At 71.9% G+C, this 14846-nt stretch carries 13 protein-coding genes; 8 read left to right on the top strand and 5 right to left on the bottom strand.

Annotated elements, in window-relative coordinates; genetic code table 11:
* Nucleotides 1-163 precede the first annotated feature (163 nt).
* Nucleotides 164-1036 carry a GntR family transcriptional regulator gene (locus tag IE307_RS16935; RefSeq protein WP_191298892.1) on the bottom strand — a complete coding sequence of 291 codons (873 nt, stop codon included), beginning with the start codon at nucleotides 1034-1036 and terminating at the stop codon, nucleotides 164-166.
* A 148-nt stretch (nucleotides 1037-1184) separates the two neighbouring features.
* Here IE307_RS16935 and IE307_RS16930 point away from each other — a divergent pair, with 148 nt between their 5' ends.
* From IE307_RS16930 to IE307_RS16910, 5 genes are all read left to right on the top strand, one after another.
* On the top strand, nucleotides 1185-1595 hold the full coding sequence (locus tag IE307_RS16930; RefSeq protein ID WP_191298891.1) for a cupin domain-containing protein: 411 nt from the start codon (nucleotides 1185-1187) through the stop codon (nucleotides 1593-1595).
* 16 nt (nucleotides 1596-1611) lie between these two features.
* Entirely contained in the window at nucleotides 1612-2688 is a 1077-nt protein-coding gene (locus IE307_RS16925) for an isocitrate/isopropylmalate dehydrogenase family protein (protein ID WP_191298890.1), read from the top strand.
* A 1-nt stretch (nucleotide 2689) separates the two neighbouring features.
* Nucleotides 2690-3325, top strand: a complete 636-nt coding sequence (locus IE307_RS16920; protein ID WP_191298889.1) for an AroM family protein — start codon at nucleotides 2690-2692, stop codon at nucleotides 3323-3325.
* 233 nt (nucleotides 3326-3558) lie between these two features.
* Complete coding sequence (gene rraA / locus IE307_RS16915; protein ID WP_191298888.1) at nucleotides 3559-4032, top strand: ribonuclease E activity regulator RraA; 474 nt, start codon at nucleotides 3559-3561, stop codon at nucleotides 4030-4032.
* Nucleotides 4033-4099: 67 nt separating this feature from the next.
* Nucleotides 4100-4990, top strand: coding sequence for an endonuclease/exonuclease/phosphatase family protein (locus IE307_RS16910; RefSeq protein WP_191299023.1), 891 nt, complete (start codon nucleotides 4100-4102; stop codon nucleotides 4988-4990).
* A gap of 66 nt (nucleotides 4991-5056) precedes the next feature.
* Here the strand turns inward: IE307_RS16910 and IE307_RS16905 are convergent, their stop codons facing one another.
* The 3 genes from IE307_RS16905 to IE307_RS16895 all read right to left on the bottom strand — a co-directional run bounded on the left by IE307_RS16905 (nucleotide 5057) and on the right by IE307_RS16895 (nucleotide 7632).
* Nucleotides 5057-5440 (bottom strand): anti-sigma factor antagonist, encoded by a 384-nt coding sequence (locus tag IE307_RS16905; protein WP_191298887.1) that lies wholly within the window; start codon nucleotides 5438-5440, stop codon nucleotides 5057-5059.
* 174 nt (nucleotides 5441-5614) lie between these two features.
* Nucleotides 5615-6913, bottom strand: a complete 1299-nt coding sequence (locus tag IE307_RS16900) for an MFS transporter (protein WP_191298886.1) — start codon at nucleotides 6911-6913, stop codon at nucleotides 5615-5617.
* Between the two features lie 74 nt (nucleotides 6914-6987).
* Nucleotides 6988-7632: a TetR/AcrR family transcriptional regulator gene (locus IE307_RS16895; RefSeq protein ID WP_191298885.1), complete on the bottom strand. Its 645-nt coding sequence runs from the start codon at nucleotides 7630-7632 to the stop codon at nucleotides 6988-6990.
* A gap of 270 nt (nucleotides 7633-7902) precedes the next feature.
* Here IE307_RS16895 and IE307_RS16890 point away from each other — a divergent pair, with 270 nt between their 5' ends.
* Both IE307_RS16890 and IE307_RS16885 read left to right on the top strand, forming a co-directional pair.
* Nucleotides 7903-8751 (top strand): shikimate dehydrogenase, encoded by an 849-nt coding sequence (locus IE307_RS16890; protein WP_191298884.1) that lies wholly within the window; start codon nucleotides 7903-7905, stop codon nucleotides 8749-8751.
* On the top strand, nucleotides 8741-10504 hold the full coding sequence (locus IE307_RS16885) for a bifunctional sugar phosphate isomerase/epimerase/4-hydroxyphenylpyruvate dioxygenase family protein (protein WP_191298883.1): 1764 nt from the start codon (nucleotides 8741-8743) through the stop codon (nucleotides 10502-10504). The genes IE307_RS16890 and IE307_RS16885 overlap by 11 nt, the downstream gene beginning before the upstream one ends.
* Here the strand turns inward: IE307_RS16885 and IE307_RS16880 are convergent.
* Nucleotides 10464-13202 (bottom strand): AfsR/SARP family transcriptional regulator, encoded by a 2739-nt coding sequence (locus IE307_RS16880; RefSeq protein ID WP_191298882.1) that lies wholly within the window; start codon nucleotides 13200-13202, stop codon nucleotides 10464-10466. The genes IE307_RS16885 and IE307_RS16880 overlap by 41 nt on opposite strands.
* A gap of 108 nt (nucleotides 13203-13310) precedes the next feature.
* Between IE307_RS16880 and IE307_RS46755 the strand changes: the two genes are divergently transcribed.
* The gene (locus tag IE307_RS46755; protein ID WP_229904772.1) at nucleotides 13311-14828 is read left to right on the top strand and encodes a PLL family lectin; all 1518 of its coding nucleotides are present in this window, start codon (nucleotides 13311-13313) and stop codon (nucleotides 14826-14828) included.
* Nucleotides 14829-14846 lie beyond the last annotated feature (18 nt).

The raw sequence follows: 14846 nt of genomic DNA, 5'->3' as shown, positions 1-14846 counted from the left end.
CGGAGCGCGGTTCGTGCCGCGCCGACCGGCCGTCGGGTCCGGGTGCGGTGGAGGCGACAGTAGGTCGCTGCTCGGTATTTTACAAGTAGGAAGTACCAAGAATCTTGGTCGCAACACACCCGCGGTAGGTGATCGTGGATCACGGGATGGCGTGTTCTGGCTGCTAGGAGACGGTCTTCTCAGTGGTGACGGAGCTGAGGTGCTCACGCATGCGCTCGGCCGCCTCGGCCTGGCGTCCGGCCAGCAGCAGGTCGGCGATCTCCACGTGCTCGCGGCACCGCACCACGCCGCGGTCGCGCGGCAGCCTGCGGCGGTACTCGACCAGGCGGCGCAGGTTGTCGACCCGGCGCAGCGCCTCGATGAAGAACCCGTTGCGGCTGCACTCCGCGATCGTCTCGTGGAAGACGTGGTTGATGTTGAACAGCTCGACGTTGTCCAGCTCGTGGATCGCCCCGTCCGCGAGCCGCTGCTGCTGGTCGCGCACCTGCTCGATCGCCTGGCGGTCAAGCACGAACGTCGGTTCGAGGATCGCCGCCGGTTCGATGGTCAGGCGGAAGCGGTAACTGTCCGCATAGGACTGCTCGGAGGTCAGCGTCGGCCGGAACTCCCAGCCGTAGCCGGGCAGCCGTTCGATCCAGCCCTCGGACGACGCCCGGCGCAGGATGCGGTTGAGCTGCGCCGGGGTGAGGCCGTACTGCCGGACCAGCGCGCTCTCGGTGATGCGGTCGGGCAGCGCGCCGTCCAGGCGGTCGGAGGCGATCGCCAGGTAGACGGCCTCGTCCGCGCCGTCCTCCGCGTCCTCGGCGAGGTCGAGCGGGAGGTCGGCGTCGAGGACGGTGTAACCGCCGCGCTCGGCCTCGGCGACCGCGCCCGAGTCGGCGAGCAGGCGCAGTGCGTTGCGCACCGGCGACCGGGAGACGCGCAGCTGGTCGGCCAGGGTGCGCTCGACGAGACGGGTTCCGGCGGCGACCTGCTCCGCGCGGATGTAGTCGACGATGCGCGCGGCGACCTGACGGGTGAGCTGAGTCGGCGGCATGCGTCCATCCTCGCGGGGGTGTTCGTTCGCCCGCAGTCTACGGCCCGGCGCCGAGACGCGGGTCACCTCGTTGGTATTACTTGTTGGCAAAATACCAAGACCGGGTTACGGTGGCGTCACCACCTCGAAACCCGGATCGGACCCTGCGATGAACGAGACCTTCCCCGCCTCGGTGCTCCGCGCGGCCGAGCTGCCCGCGTTCTCACGCGGCGGCGGCGCCAGCACGATCCCGCTCGTGACCAGGGCGCGCGGCGCGATGGCGTTCCTGAATGGACAGACGCTGTTCGCGGGCGGTGCGGGCATCCCGCTGCACACGCACAACTGCCCGGAGAGCGTCGTGATCCTCGAGGGCGACGCCGTCGTCGAGATCGACGGCGTGGAGCACCACCTCACCCGTTTCGACACCACCTTCGTCGACGCGGGCGTGCCCCACCGCTTCCGCAACGCCTCGGACACCGCCCCGATGCGCATCCTGTGGACCTACGCCTCCGTCGAGGCCACCCGCACGATCGTCGCGACCGGCCTGACCACCCGCGTCGACGCCGAACACGCCCGCTGAGAAAGGCAGATCCGACATGAGCAAGCCCTACCGCCTCGGCGTCCTGCACGGTGACGGCATCGGACCGGAGATCGTGCCCGCCACCGTCACCGTCCTCGACGCGGCCCTGCGCGCGGCCGGCGTCGAACCCGCCGAGTGGACCGAACTCCCGCTGGGGGCAGCGGCGATCGAGACCCACGGCGCCCACACCCCGCAGGAGACGCTCGACGCGTTGGGCGAGCTGGACGGGTGGCTGCTCGGCCCGCACGACAGCGTGGCCTACCCGCAGCCGTTCCGCTCGCAGCTCAACCCCAGCGGCGTGATCCGCAAGCACTTCGACCTGTACGCGAACGTGCGTCCCGCCAAGGCTTTTCCCGGCGGCAACGCGGTCGTGCCCGGCACCGACCTGGTGATCGTGCGGGAGAACACCGAGGGCTTCTACGCCGACCGCAACACCTTCGCGGGCACCGGTGAGTACATGCCCACCCCGGACGTGGCCGTCGCGATGGGCATCATCACCCGTGCCGCCACCGAACGGATCGCCCGCACCGCGTTCGAACTGGCCATGCAGCGCGACAAGCGCGTCACGATCGTGCACAAGGCCAACGTGCTCCGGCTGACCACCGGCTTGTTCCGCGACGTCTGCCGCGAGATCGCCGCGCAGTATCCGGACGTCACCGTGGACGACTTCCACATCGACGCCATGACCGTGCACCTCGTGCGCCGCGCCGACCGGTTCGACGTGATCGTCACCGAGAACATGTTCGGCGACATCCTCTCCGACCTGGCCGGTGAGATCGCCGGTTCGCTCGGCATCGCCGCGTCGGTGAACTCCTCCGACACCCACGCCATGGCACAGGCCGCGCACGGCTCCGCGCCGGACATCGCGGGCCAGGACGCCGCCAACCCGATCGCCATGATCCACTCGGGCGCGATGCTCCTGGAGTGGCTGGCGGGCAGGCACGACGACCCGCGCCTGCGCGACGCCGCCGCACGGGTGGAGGCAGGCGTCACGTCCACGGTGACCGGTGGCACGAGCACCCGCGACCTCGGCGGCACGGCGTCCTGCAGCGGCTTCACCCAGGCCGTCGTCACCGCGATCGAGAACGCCTGACATGGCACTCGTCGCACTCGTGCACGCCACTCAGGCCCCGATGGCGCCCGCCGCCGACGCCTTCGCCACCGCCATGCCGGACGCCCGGCTGTGGAACGTCCTCGACGACACGTTGACCGCCGCCGCCGAGCGGGCCGGCGGCTTGACGCCCGAGCTCAAGGCCCGGATGCGCACCCTGATCGGCTACGCCGTCGACAGCGGCGCGGACGCCGTGCTGCTGACGTGCTCGATGTACGGCCCGATCGCCACCGAGGTGGACCACCCGGTCCCGGTGCTGCCGCCGGACCTCGCCCTGTTCGAGGAGGTCGCCCGGCTGTCCCCGAGCAGGGTGCTCGTCCTCGCCCCTGCCGAGGCGGGGGCCCGGGACACCGCGGACAGGCTGCGCGTTCACCTCGGTTCCGTCGAGGTGGAGGGCTGCGTGGTCCCCGGCGCACGTGACGCGTTGGCAGCCGGGGAGATCGAGCGCGCCGCCCGGCTGGTGACCGAGACCGCCCGTGCCCGTGATGCGGACGTGGTGGTGCTCGGCCAGTTCTCGCTCGCCCCGGTCGCCGACGCGGTGCGGGCGAACCTCGACGTTCCGGTGCTCAGCGCTCCCCACCTCGCGGCGCAGGCGATCCGGACCGCGTTGGGCGCGTGAGCCCGGTGTTCGGCGGCGACGTCCTGCCGCCGCTCACGGCGTACCTCGGGATGCGCGTGGGGAAGTAGCCGCTGCTCCTGTTCCACGCCCTGCTGGCCGACCACCGCGCTCGTCGCCGGCCCCGACCTCCTCAGCGCCGCCGACGCGGCGGAGGAGCTCGAGGAGACGGCACGCATCTACCTTCTACCGCAGGGCCACCGCACCAGGGTGGCCGGCGAACCCGAGGAGACCCGGTGATCACCCCAGTCGCGACGGCCGACCTGGTCGACGAGCACGGCGACGCGCTGCGCGTCTGCGACCTGCAGTTCCGGTCCTTCGGCGGCCGCAGGCGGTTCGCGGGCCCGGTCCGCACGGTGCGCTGCTTCGAGGACAACGACCTGGTCCGCACCCTCCTGCGCACGCCGGGGGAGGGGCGTGTGCTCGTGGTCGACGGTCGTGGGTCGCTGCGCACCGCGCTGACCGGTGACCTGATCGCCGCGGCCGCCGCCGAGAACGGCTGGACCGGGCTCGTGCTGCACGGCGCGGTGCGGGACAGCGCGGCGCTCGCGGGGATGGACCTGGGGGTGTTCGCACTGGGCACGGTTCCGCGCAAGAGCGGCAAGACCGGGGCGGGGGAGGTGGACGTGCCCGTGACGTTCGGCGGGGTCGAGTTCAGGCCGGGCGACGTGCTGCACGCGGACGAGGACGGAGTGGCGCTGCTGCCCTGAGCGTTCCGCGGCGCGGTGATCGCTGCCAGGATCGGGTGCGCGGTGACTCGATCCAACTGGAGGGCATGTGGCTCGGAGACACAGCGCGACGGCCGTGCTGACGGCGGTGGTGGTGCTCCTGTCGATGATGGCGGTGCCGGGAGCGGCGGCGGGGAGCCGGTCGGTCGAGTACCTGGACGCGACGCCGGTGGTGGTGTCCTCGCCGGGTGGGGCGGTGGTGGCCGCCGAACGGTTCTGGGAGCTGCAGCTGAACCTGTGCAACAGCGGAATAGCCGGCTGTTACGCGCAGGGGCGGTCGGTTCCCGAGGCGGCCGACCTGATCCGCCGGGTGCGCCCGAACCTGGTGACGCTCAACGAGATCTGCTCCGGCGACGTGCCGGGTCAGTTGGCGCCGGCGCTGACGCAGGCCTGGCCGGGTGATGTGATCTACCACGTGTTCGCACCGGCGATCCGCCGTGACACCGGCACGCCGGTCAAGTGCACCAACGGCCAGGACTACGGCAACGCCGTGCTCGGGCGCGTTGCGGCGGCGAACTACCGGGGCGTGAACGCGTGGAGCGGCCGGTACACGAGCCAGGACAGCGGTAACGAGCAGCGCACATTCGCCTGTGCGTACGCCGTGGGTGACCATCTCTCGTGCGCGACGCACCTGTCCGCGAGCAGCGAGCCGGTCGCACTGGCCCAGTGCCGGGCGCTGCTGTTCGACGTGGTCCCGAACATCCGGTCCGTCGAGGGCGTGAGCGGCAAGACGGTCGTCGGCGGCGACTTCAACCTGGAGTACGACACGTCCGACCCGGAGAACGCGCAGAACTGCGTGCCGCCCGGCCACGTCCGCAAGGGCGACGGCGACGTGCAGCACGTGGTGTTCTCCAACGACAACGCGTTCGTCAGCACGGCCAAGTACGGCATGAGCCACACCGATCACGACGGGTGGCTGGTGCGGCTGACCAAGCCGTGACCGAAGGGAGCCGGGGGCCCGGTCCACTGAGGACGCAGACCCCCCGGCTCCCCGGGGAGAACGGGTCTAGCAGGCCGTCCAGGCACTCCGGCCGGCGGTCAGCGCCTGCTCGACGTCCGGCCACACCTGGAGCACCCGGTCGAGCCCGGTCAGCGAGATCGGCCGCAGCACCGCCTTGTGCGCCGCCGCGATCCGGAGGGGGATGCCCACGGCCTCGGCGGCGCGGTGGTGTCTCACGAGTTCGTTGAGGCCGGCGGACCCGAAGAACCGCACGGCGGACAGGTCGACCACGACGGGGTGCGGCGCTGTCGCCATCGCGAGGGCCGTCTGCAGCTCGACCCGCAGCGGCAGCACGGTGAAGTCGTCCACCTCGCCGGCGGCGCGCACGACGATCGAGAGTCCGTGCACCTCGCGCTGCACGTGCAGTGGCGAAAGGAAGGTGTTCGACATGGCAGGAGCCTCCTGGCCTTCGCGAACAGGGTTCGGAAGAAGGGCGCAGCTGCAGGCTCAACCGCTCAGGGACGAGTGTAACCCCTTTCTCCCTGGTGGGGCAGAACCTGGAGAGCGGGTCGAGGCCGCCTGCGACGGTGGACGGCCTCGAACCCTTGCCCCGGAAGGGTTGTGTCAGGCCGGAGCAGTCGCGCGTTCCTCGCGCGCGGGCCGCCCGAGTTCCGCGGTCGGCCGCTTGAACGTCTCGCGTCCCGTCGCGATCGCCACCGCGCTGAGCGCGCACACGGCCGCCGTGAAGATCGCGACACCGATCCAGTCCTCGCGCCCGGAGCCGATCGCCGCGACCACGCTCGGCGCCAGGCCCGCGACCGCGAACCCGATCTGCGTGCCGATCGCCATGCCGGACAGCCTCACCTCGGTGCTGAACATCTCGCCGTAGAGCGACGGCCAGATGCCGTTGATCGCGGAGTAGGCGACGCCGAACAGCAGGATGCCGAGCGCGAACACCAGCCCGTAGGAGCCGATGGAGATCGACCACAGGTAGGGGAAGATCAGGATCGCGCACGCGCCGCACCCGGCGAGGAACACGGGCTTGCGGCCGATCTTGTCCGACAGCCCCGCCAGCAACGGGATCGCGGCGAGCGCCACGACGTTGGCGAGGACGCCGACCCACAGCATGGGCGTGCGTGCGAGCCCGATCGTGTTCACCGCGTAGCTCAGGGCGTAGACGGTGAAGATCGTGCTGACCGAGGCGATGGTGGCCGCGACGACGACGCGCAGGACGTCGGCCCAGTGCGTGCGGAACAGCACCGCGACGGGGAGCTTCGCCACCTTGGCGCGCTTGAACTCCGCGGTCTCGTCGATCTTGCGGCGGATGACGAGCCCGACCACCACGACGATCGCGCTGCACCAGAACGGAATGCGCCAGCCCCACGACAGCAGGTCCTCCTGGGGCAGCGCCGCCACGGGCAGGAAGATCGCCGTGGCGAGGATCTGCCCCGCCTGCGTGCCGCTCAGGGTGAAGCTCGTGAAGTACGCCCGGCGGTGTTCCGGCGCGTGCTCCAGCGACATCGAGTTCGCACCGGCCTGCTCGCCCGACGCCGAGAGTCCCTGCAGCAGGCGGAGGAAGACGAGGGCGATCGGCGCCCAGACGCCGGCCGTGCCGTAGGTCGGCAGGCAGCCGACGGCGAAGGTCGCCACGCCCATCAGCAGCAACGTGAACACGAGGACCTTCTTGCGCCCGAAGCGGTCGCCGACGTGTCCGAGGACGAACGCGCCGAGCGGCCTCGCGAGGTAGCCGACGCCGAACGTGCCGAGCGCCAGCAGGGTCCCCGTCGCGGGATCGGCGGCGGGGAAGAAGACCTTGTTGAACACCAGCGCGGCGGCTGTGCCGTAGATGAAGAAGTCGTAGTACTCGAGGGCGCTGCCGATCCAGGCTGCCAGCGCAGTCTTGCGGGCCATCGATGTGGTCACGGCGTACTCCCATGTACGACCTAGTTAGTTAATACAAGGTCGGATACGCCACCCCCGCGTGTCAAGGGTTTGTTTCAGCTGGTCAGGTAGTCGACCAGCATGTCACCGAGCATGCTTCGGTAGTGCTCGCGCCGGTTCGGGTCGAGCATGTCCCGCCCGAAGATGGCGGCGAACGTGTGCCGGTTCGCGAGCCGGAAGACGCAGAACGAGCTGATCACCATGTGCACGTCGAGCGGGTCGACGTCGGTGCGGAACCGGCCGGCGGCGCGGCCTCGTTCGAGGATCTGCGCCAGGCCGTCGAGCGCGGGGTTGGCCAGGCCGCCGAGCACCTCGGACCGCGCGATGTGCTCGGCGCGGTGGATGTTCTCGATGCTGACGAGCCGGATGAAGTCGGGGTGCGCCTCGTGGTGGTCGAAGGTCAGCTCCGCGAGCCGGCGGATCGCGTCCTCCGGGGCGAGGTGCTCGACGTCGAGCTCGGCCTCGAGGGCCCGGATGGCCAGGTAGGCGCGTTCCAGGACGGCGATGTACAGCTGTTCCTTGCCGCCGAAGTAGTAGTAGATCATCCGCTTCGTGGTGCTGGTGCGCTCGGCGATCTCGTCGACACGCGCGCCCGTGTAGCCCTTGTCCGCGAACTCCCGCGTGGCAACGTCCAGGATGTCGGCGCGGGTGCGGTCCTTGTCCCGCTGGCGCTCGGCATCGGACGACGACGGTGCGGCCACCGGGCCCCCTTCGATCTGCGGACGACCAGCCAACTCTAGGCCGTGTCCCGGAAGTCCCACCGGGCGGCGGTGGCGGGCGAGGGCCCCGGAGACGGCACCGCCGCGATGCCCGAACACGCCCGGTATGAGGACATCGCGGCGGCACCGCCTCCGGAACTCTCGCCCGCGCCTGCCACCGGACGAACTTCCGGGGCTTCTAAGGCCTTCCTGCGCACGGGCCGGGTGCGCTACTGTGAACTCACTAGTTCGTACATTAAGCCGGGAGGCCGCGTGACCCACTACCTGATCGGTCTCGTCGGCTCCGGCATCGGCCCGTCCCTGAGCCCGGCGCTGCACGAACGCGAGGCCGCCGAGCTCGGGCTGCGCTACACCTACCGCCTCCTGGACCTCGACGAACTCGGGCAACCGGTGGGCGAGGTGCTCGCCGCGGCCCGCGCGGAGGGGTTCCACGGCCTCAACATCACCCATCCGGGCAAGCAGGCGGTCCTGGCGCACCTGGACGACCTGGTGCCCGAGGCCGCGGCGCTGGGCGCCGTCAACACCGTGGTCTTCGACGGCGGCAAGGCCGTGGGCCACAACACCGACGCCACCGGCTTCGCCCGGAGCGTGCGCCGAGGCCTTCCCGGCGCCCGCATGCAGGACGTCGTCCTGCTCGGCGCCGGGGGAGCGGGTGCCGCGGTCGGGCACGCGCTGCTGTCGCTCGGCACCGGACGCCTGGGCGTGCACGACGTCGACCCCGAGCGCGCCGAAGGGCTGGTGGCGGCGCTGAAGCACAGGTTCGGCGCCGACCGGGCCGTCACGTGCGGTCCCGACGCCGTGCGGACCGCCGACGGACTGGTCCACGCGACCCCCACGGGCATGGCGGCCCATCCCGGGCTGCCGATCGACGAGTCGGTGCTGCGCGAGGACCTCTGGGTCGCGGACATCGTCTACCGGCCGCTGGAGACCGCCCTGCTCGCGGCGGCGCGGGCGAGGGGCTGCCGCGTGCTGCACGGCGGCGGGATGGTCGTGCTGCAGGCCGCGGAGTCGTTGCGGCTGTTCACCGGCGTCGAACCGGACGCGGCCCGCATGCTCGCGCACTTCGAGGAGCTGGAAGGAGAGCCCGCGCATGCGTCCTGACCTGCGCACCGCCATCGCGACCGTCTGCCTGTCCGGCACGCTCGACGACAAGCTGGCCGCGGCCGCCGAGGCCGGGTTCGACGGCGTGGAGCTGTTCGAGAACGACCTGCTCGCGTCCCGCCGCGGCCCGGCGGAGATCCGCCGGCGCTGCGCCGACCTGGGCCTGAACATCGACCTCTACCAGCCCTTCCGCGACTTCGAGGCCGTGCCGCCGGACGTGCTCGCCCGCAACCTGCGCCGCGCCGGGCACAAGTTCGACGTCATGGCCGAGCTCGGCGCGGACACCGTGCTGGTGTGCTCGTCGGTGTCGCCGGACGCCATCGACGACGACGATCTCGCGGCCGAACAGCTGCACCTGCTCGCGACCCGCGCGGCCGAACGGGGTCTGCGCATCGCCTACGAGGCGCTGGCGTGGGGCAGGTACGTCAACGGCTACGAGCACGCGTGGCGGATCGTGCGCCGCGCCGCCCACCCGGCGCTCGGCGTCTGCCTCGACAGCTTCCACATCCTGTCCAAAGGGGACGATCCGAGGGCCATCCGCGCCATCCCCGGCGAGAAGATCTTCTTCCTGCAGCTGGCCGACGCGCCGACGCTGCCGATGGACGTCCTGCAGTGGAGCCGCCACCACCGCCTCTTCCCCGGCCAGGGCGACTTCGACCTGACGACGTTCACCCGCAACGTGCTCGACGCGGGCTACCGCGGACCGCTCTCGCTGGAGGTGTTCAACGACGTCTTCCGCCAGGCCGACCCCTACCGCGCCGCGGTCGACGCGATGCGGTCCCTGGTGGCGTTGAAGGACTCCCTGGGCCTGCTGGACGTTCCGGCCGCGCCCGTCTCTACCGGGTTCGCCTTCGCCGAGGTCGTGGGGGAGTCGAACCTCGCCGCGCTCGGCTTCACGAGGGCGGGCGTGCACCGCTCGAAGCCCGTGGAGCTGTGGACGCAGGGCGAGGCGCGCGTGCTGGTCAACGCGGAGGGCGAGCCCGGCGCGATCGGCGCACTCGGCGTCGCCGTACCGGATCCCGCCGCGGCGGCGCACCGCGCGAAGGTCCTGCTCGCGCCACCGCTGTCCCGCGAGGCTGGCCCCGGCGAAGCGCCGCTGACCGCGATCGCCGCCCCCGACGGGACCCAGATCTTCCTGTGCGCCGACGAGGACTGGCTCGGCGACTTCGTGCCGACGGGGGAGTCGGCGTCCCCCGCGGGGATCACCGGCATCGACCACGTGGCGCTGACCCAGCCGTTCGACAACTTCGACGAGGCCACGCTCTTCTACCGCTCGGTGCTGGGCCTCGAACCCGGTGCCACGACGGAGTTCGCGGCGCCGTTCGGACTCGTGCGGGGCCGGGGCGTGAGCGGAGGCGTGCGGCTCACCCTCGACGCCGCGCTGGTCCGGCGCGGCGGATGGGCGCCCGCCGTCAAGGAACCGCAGCACATCGCGTTCACGTGCACCGACGCGCTGGCGTGCGCCGAGGTGCTCCGCCAGTCCGGCGCACGGCTCGTCGACATCCCGGGCAACTACTACGACGACCTGGCGGCACGCACGGACCTGTCCGCGGAACGCGTCGCCGCGCTGCGCGAGCACTCGGTGCTCTACGACCGCGACGACCGCGGCGAGTACCTGCACTTCTACACCGAGCTCGCCGGGGCGAGGGTGTTCTTCGAGGTGGTGCAACGGATCGGGGGCTACGGCGGGTTCGGCGTGGTCAACGCTCCCATCAGGATGGCGGCCCACCACGAGGCTCGCCGAGGTCGGTGAGCCGCTGCCGGACGCGGGCGGCCTCGGCGGCGCGGTCCTGCTCCCGGTAGAGCTCCAGCGCCGTCCACCAGACCTCCCCGGCCTGCTCACGCTGTCCCAGGGCTGCGTGGGCGTGTCCCAGGTTGTCGGCGGTGTTCGCGACCTGGTAGCTGTCGCCGTGCGCGCGGAACAGGGTGAGGGCACGGCGGTAGTGGCCGACGGCCTGGCCGTGGTCGCCGGTGCTGTGCGCGATGAACCCGAGGCTGTCCAGGGTGTCCGCCTCGCCGATCGGGTGGCGGTGCCTCCTGTGCAGCTCCAGGGCCGCCTCGCAGTGCTCGCGCGCGGTGTCGAAGTCGCCGAGCCTGGCGGCGAACCAGCCGACCGAGTTGAGCCCGTCGGCCTCCCAGGCCGGCTGGGACAGGGTGCGGTAGAGGGCCAGGGCCTGCCGGGCGTGGTCGTACGCGCGGCGGTCGTCCCTCCGCCGTTCCCAGACCGTCGTGAGCGCCAGGTGGGTGTGCGCCTGTTCCGTGGAGTCGTTGTGGCGCAACGCCAGCGCGAGGGCCTGGTCGAGATGGTCGGTGGCCTCCTCCAGCAGACCGCAGCGGGAACAGGCGCTGCCGACGTAGCGGTGGGTGCGGATGCGGGTGGTGGGGTCGGGCAGGTGTCCGGCGGCGTCCAGTGCCGCGCGCCACGACGTGAGCGCGTCGTGCCGGTGACCGCGCCGGTAGTGGAACGTGTCCAGCGCCCGCGCGAGGTGCCAGACGACCTCGTGCCGGCCGAGCGCGCCGGCGGTGCGTTGCGTGGCGAGCAGGGTGGCGTGCTCGGCTTCCAGCCAGGCCATCGCGGCCTCCGCGTCGGGCAACGGGAGTGGGCGGACGCCGGCGGCGGGCGGTCCGGGCCGCACGAGTGAACGGTGGGGATCGAGCAGCACGTCGGCGGCGTGGGCGGTGTGCAGGTAGAAGTCCGCGACGCGCGCCAACCCGGCCTCGTCGGCGGTTTCGGCCGTCGTGGCGGCGAAGTCCCGCACGAGGTCGTGCATCCCGTAGCGACCGTGCGGCCGTTGTTCGACGAGCGAGGCCTCCACCAGTGCCGCCAGCACGTGGTGCGCGCGGCCGGCGGACGACCCGGTGAGCGCCGCCACCGCGGGCGCGGTGATGTCGGGACCAGGGGCGATTCCCAGCAGGCCGAACGCGGTGCGTTGCTCGCCGGTGAGTCTGCGCAGGGACCACGACAGCACGGCGGGCAGGCTCGCGGCGGGATCGGTCGCGTGGTCGAGCACCGCCAGACCGAGGTCGCGCAGCTGGGCCGCCACCTCGGCGAGCGTGGTGGCGGGATCGGTGACCGCGTTGCGGACCGCTATCGACAGCGCCAGCGGATAACCGCCGCACAGGTCGACCAGGTCGTCGGTCGCCGCGGGCTCCGCGGCGACGCGGTCGGCGCCCAGCCGCGTGACCAGCAGTCCGCGTCCCTCGTCACGGGTGAGGGCGCCCAGCGGCAGGTGCCTGGCCCCGTACCGGTCGATCAGGGAGGCCAGCCGGTGGCGGCCGGTGACCAGCACCGTGCAAGCCGGGCTGCCCGGGATCAGCGGGACGACCTGGCCGGCACCGGCCGCGTTGTCCAGCACGACCAGCATCCGCCTGCCGGCGACCAGGCTCCGGTACGACGCCGCCTTGGCGTCGAGGCCGGTCGGCACGCGGTCGGGCGCGACCCCCAGCGCGGTGAGGAAGCCGAACAGCACCGCGTCCGGTGCCAGTGGCGGGTCGGCGGGGCCGAAGCCGCGCAGGTCGGCGAACAGCTGGCCGTCGGGGAACTCGTCGGCGTGCCGGTGGGCCCAGTGCAGCGCGAGCCAGGTCTTGCCGATCCCTCCCGCACCGGCGACGACGGCGACCGGCACCGTGCCGGACGAGCCCAGGAGCGTCTTGTCCAGCAGCGCCAGCTGCTCCGCGCGGCCCGTGAACTCCGGGGGCGCGGGCAGTTGCCGCGGCACGTCCGCGGCGGTGGCGCGCGCCGGGCTCGTGGCCAGGATCCGCTGGTGCAGGTCGCGCAGTTCGGGACGGGGATCGGCGCCCAGTTCGTCGGCGAGACGTGCGCGGAGGTCGTCGAACCGGGCGAGCGCGTCGGCCTGGCGGCCGTTGCGGTGCAGGGCGAGCATCAACTGCCCGGCGACCCGTTCGTCCAGCGGATGCGCGTCCGCCCGTCCGACGAGCTCGGTGATCAACGCGGCGTGCCCGCCCTGCGCGAGCGCGAGGTCCACGCGGTCGGCGTCGGCGGCGAACCGTTCCCGCGCAAGGCTTTCGCGCACGGCGGCGATCCACGGCGAGTCCACGCCCTCGAACGCTTCTCCCCGCCACAGCCCGGCCGCCTCCTCCAGCAGCTCCAGAGCGTCCTCCCGTTCGCGCGCCTGCCCGACGAGTCGCCGGAACCGGTGCAGGTCAACGTCTTCCGGGTCCACCCGCAGGACGTAACCGCCGCCGAGCCGCGCGATCTCGGCCCCACCGGCCAGCACCCGCCGCAACCGCGACACGTAGTTGGTGGCGACCTGCCGCGCCCTGTGCGGCAACCGTTCCGCCCACACGCGGTCCAGCAGCTGCTCGACCGTGACGACCCGGTTCGCGTCCACCAGCAACACCGCAAGGACGCACCGCTGCCGTGCGTGGCCGATCTCCACCGGCCGACCGTCGACCAGCACCTCGACCTGCCCGAGCACGCGCAGCTCCACCACGCACACCTCCCAGGCGCTACTTACTACCCCGGCACACGGCCGCCGAGCAGGCGATTGCCGAAGTCCGGTGTGAACGCGAGGTGCCGGAGGTCCACGTTGTGCGGCATGAAACCGAGACGCACGACCAGGAGGTTGACGACAGTGCTCGCCGCGACGACGGTGGTCGCGGGCGTGCTGACGACGGGGGGCGTTCACCAGGCCGGCGCCGCTCCCGCGAACACGAGCCCCGTCTCGACCTGGCTCATGCAGCAACTGCTGGTGCTGCAGCCGGGGACGACCGACGGCGGCATCTACGACAACAAGCCCGGCTACCACAACACCAGAGCCGGCAACAGGTCCGACGACTACTCGGTCACGGACCCCCAGGACCAGGGCGGCCCGTCCAACCTCGCGGCTGCGTACGACTGGACCTTCCCCGACGCCCAGCGAGGCAGCTACGGCACCATCGCGGTGTACTCGAACCGCCTGCTGGCCGCGGGCAGGGCGAACGACCCCAGACTCGAGGGGTGGCGCGAGTTCTTCGGCCAGACGGACAACGACACCGCGGTCGAGGGGTGGGACTTCCGCAAGAAGGTGGCGGCGAGCTCGGACTCGAGCCACCTATGGCACATCCACCTCAGCGAGAACCGCGACAGGGTCACCAGCCACGACAACAAGGTCGCCCTGCTCAGCGTGCTCAAGGGCGAGACGGTCAACCAGTGGCGCAGCACCCAGCTGTTCACGTCGAACAGCTCCGGCGGCCTCGTCCACACCATGCGCGGCCGGGACGGCTCGTGGACCCGCTTCGGTGACGTGAAGTCCGCGACCGGCGCCACCGTCACCCCGGTGGACACCGCCTCGGCGATGGTCAACGGTGAGCAGCACGCCCTGGTGGCGGGCGACGACGGCGAACTCTGGCACGCCATCAGGCGTGTCGAGGGCCCGTGGACGGTGTTCGGCAACGTGGAGGACTTCGCCGGGGAGATCGGCACCATCACCAGGGTGGCCGCCACGGAGATCGGCGGCGCGCTGCACGTGGTCGTCCTCAGCGCCGGCGACAACGTCCACCACAGCATCCGGCGGCCCAACGGCTCGTGGACCCCGCTGCACAGCGTGGAAGCGTTCGCCGGTGACCTGTCCGACCTCACGGACGTCGCCGCGGCGGGGTTCCTCAACGGCGAACTGCAGGTGGCCGCGGTCAGCGGGATCCGGCTGATGCACACGTTGCGCCGCACCGACGGCAACTGGAGCGGGTGGGGCGACGTCGAGGCATACGCCGGAAACCCGGGCGGCCCGCTGTCGGTCAGCGCCACCGAGGTGAACGGGATCTTCCACCTGGTGGCGAACTACGGCTTCGCGGGGGTGCGCCACTCCACCCGCCTGCCCAGCGGGAGCTGGACACCGCTGCTGAAGATCGACGACTACACCGGCAACCGGACCGGTCTGGCCCTGGACGTCGCCACCGTCGGGTTCACCAGCGGTGAGCTGCACGTGGTCGCGCTGGCGACGAGCGGTGCGGTCTGGCACGCCGCGCGCTACGGCGGCGGTGGGTGGTCGTCGTGGGGTGACGTGCGGGGCTACGCCGGGGATCCCGGCACCGGCCTCGCCACGCGGGTGAGCCTCGCGGCGGGCTGGAGGTCCTGATCGGGGTGGTGGGGCGTC

This window comes from Lentzea cavernae, from assembly GCF_014653695.1.
Classification (GTDB): Bacteria; Actinomycetota; Actinomycetes; order Mycobacteriales; family Pseudonocardiaceae; genus Lentzea; species Lentzea cavernae.
The sequence above is the reverse complement of the archived record's forward strand: the minus strand, read 5'-3'. Positions and strand labels throughout refer to the sequence as shown.

Coding starts and splice junctions, on each gene's coding strand:
- IE307_RS16885 (WP_191298883.1), top strand. CDS start 8,741: ATGCGTCCTGACCTGCGCACCGCCATCGCGACCGTCTGCCTGTCCGGC.
- IE307_RS46755 (WP_229904772.1), top strand. CDS start 13,311: ATGAAACCGAGACGCACGACCAGGAGGTTGACGACAGTGCTCGCCGCG.
- IE307_RS16930 (WP_191298891.1), top strand. CDS start 1,185: ATGAACGAGACCTTCCCCGCCTCGGTGCTCCGCGCGGCCGAGCTGCCC.
- IE307_RS16925 (WP_191298890.1), top strand. CDS start 1,612: ATGAGCAAGCCCTACCGCCTCGGCGTCCTGCACGGTGACGGCATCGGA.
- IE307_RS16905 (WP_191298887.1), bottom strand. CDS start 5,440: ATGTCGAACACCTTCCTTTCGCCACTGCACGTGCAGCGCGAGGTGCAC.
- IE307_RS16935 (WP_191298892.1), bottom strand. CDS start 1,036: ATGCCGCCGACTCAGCTCACCCGTCAGGTCGCCGCGCGCATCGTCGAC.
- IE307_RS16920 (WP_191298889.1), top strand. CDS start 2,690: ATGGCACTCGTCGCACTCGTGCACGCCACTCAGGCCCCGATGGCGCCC.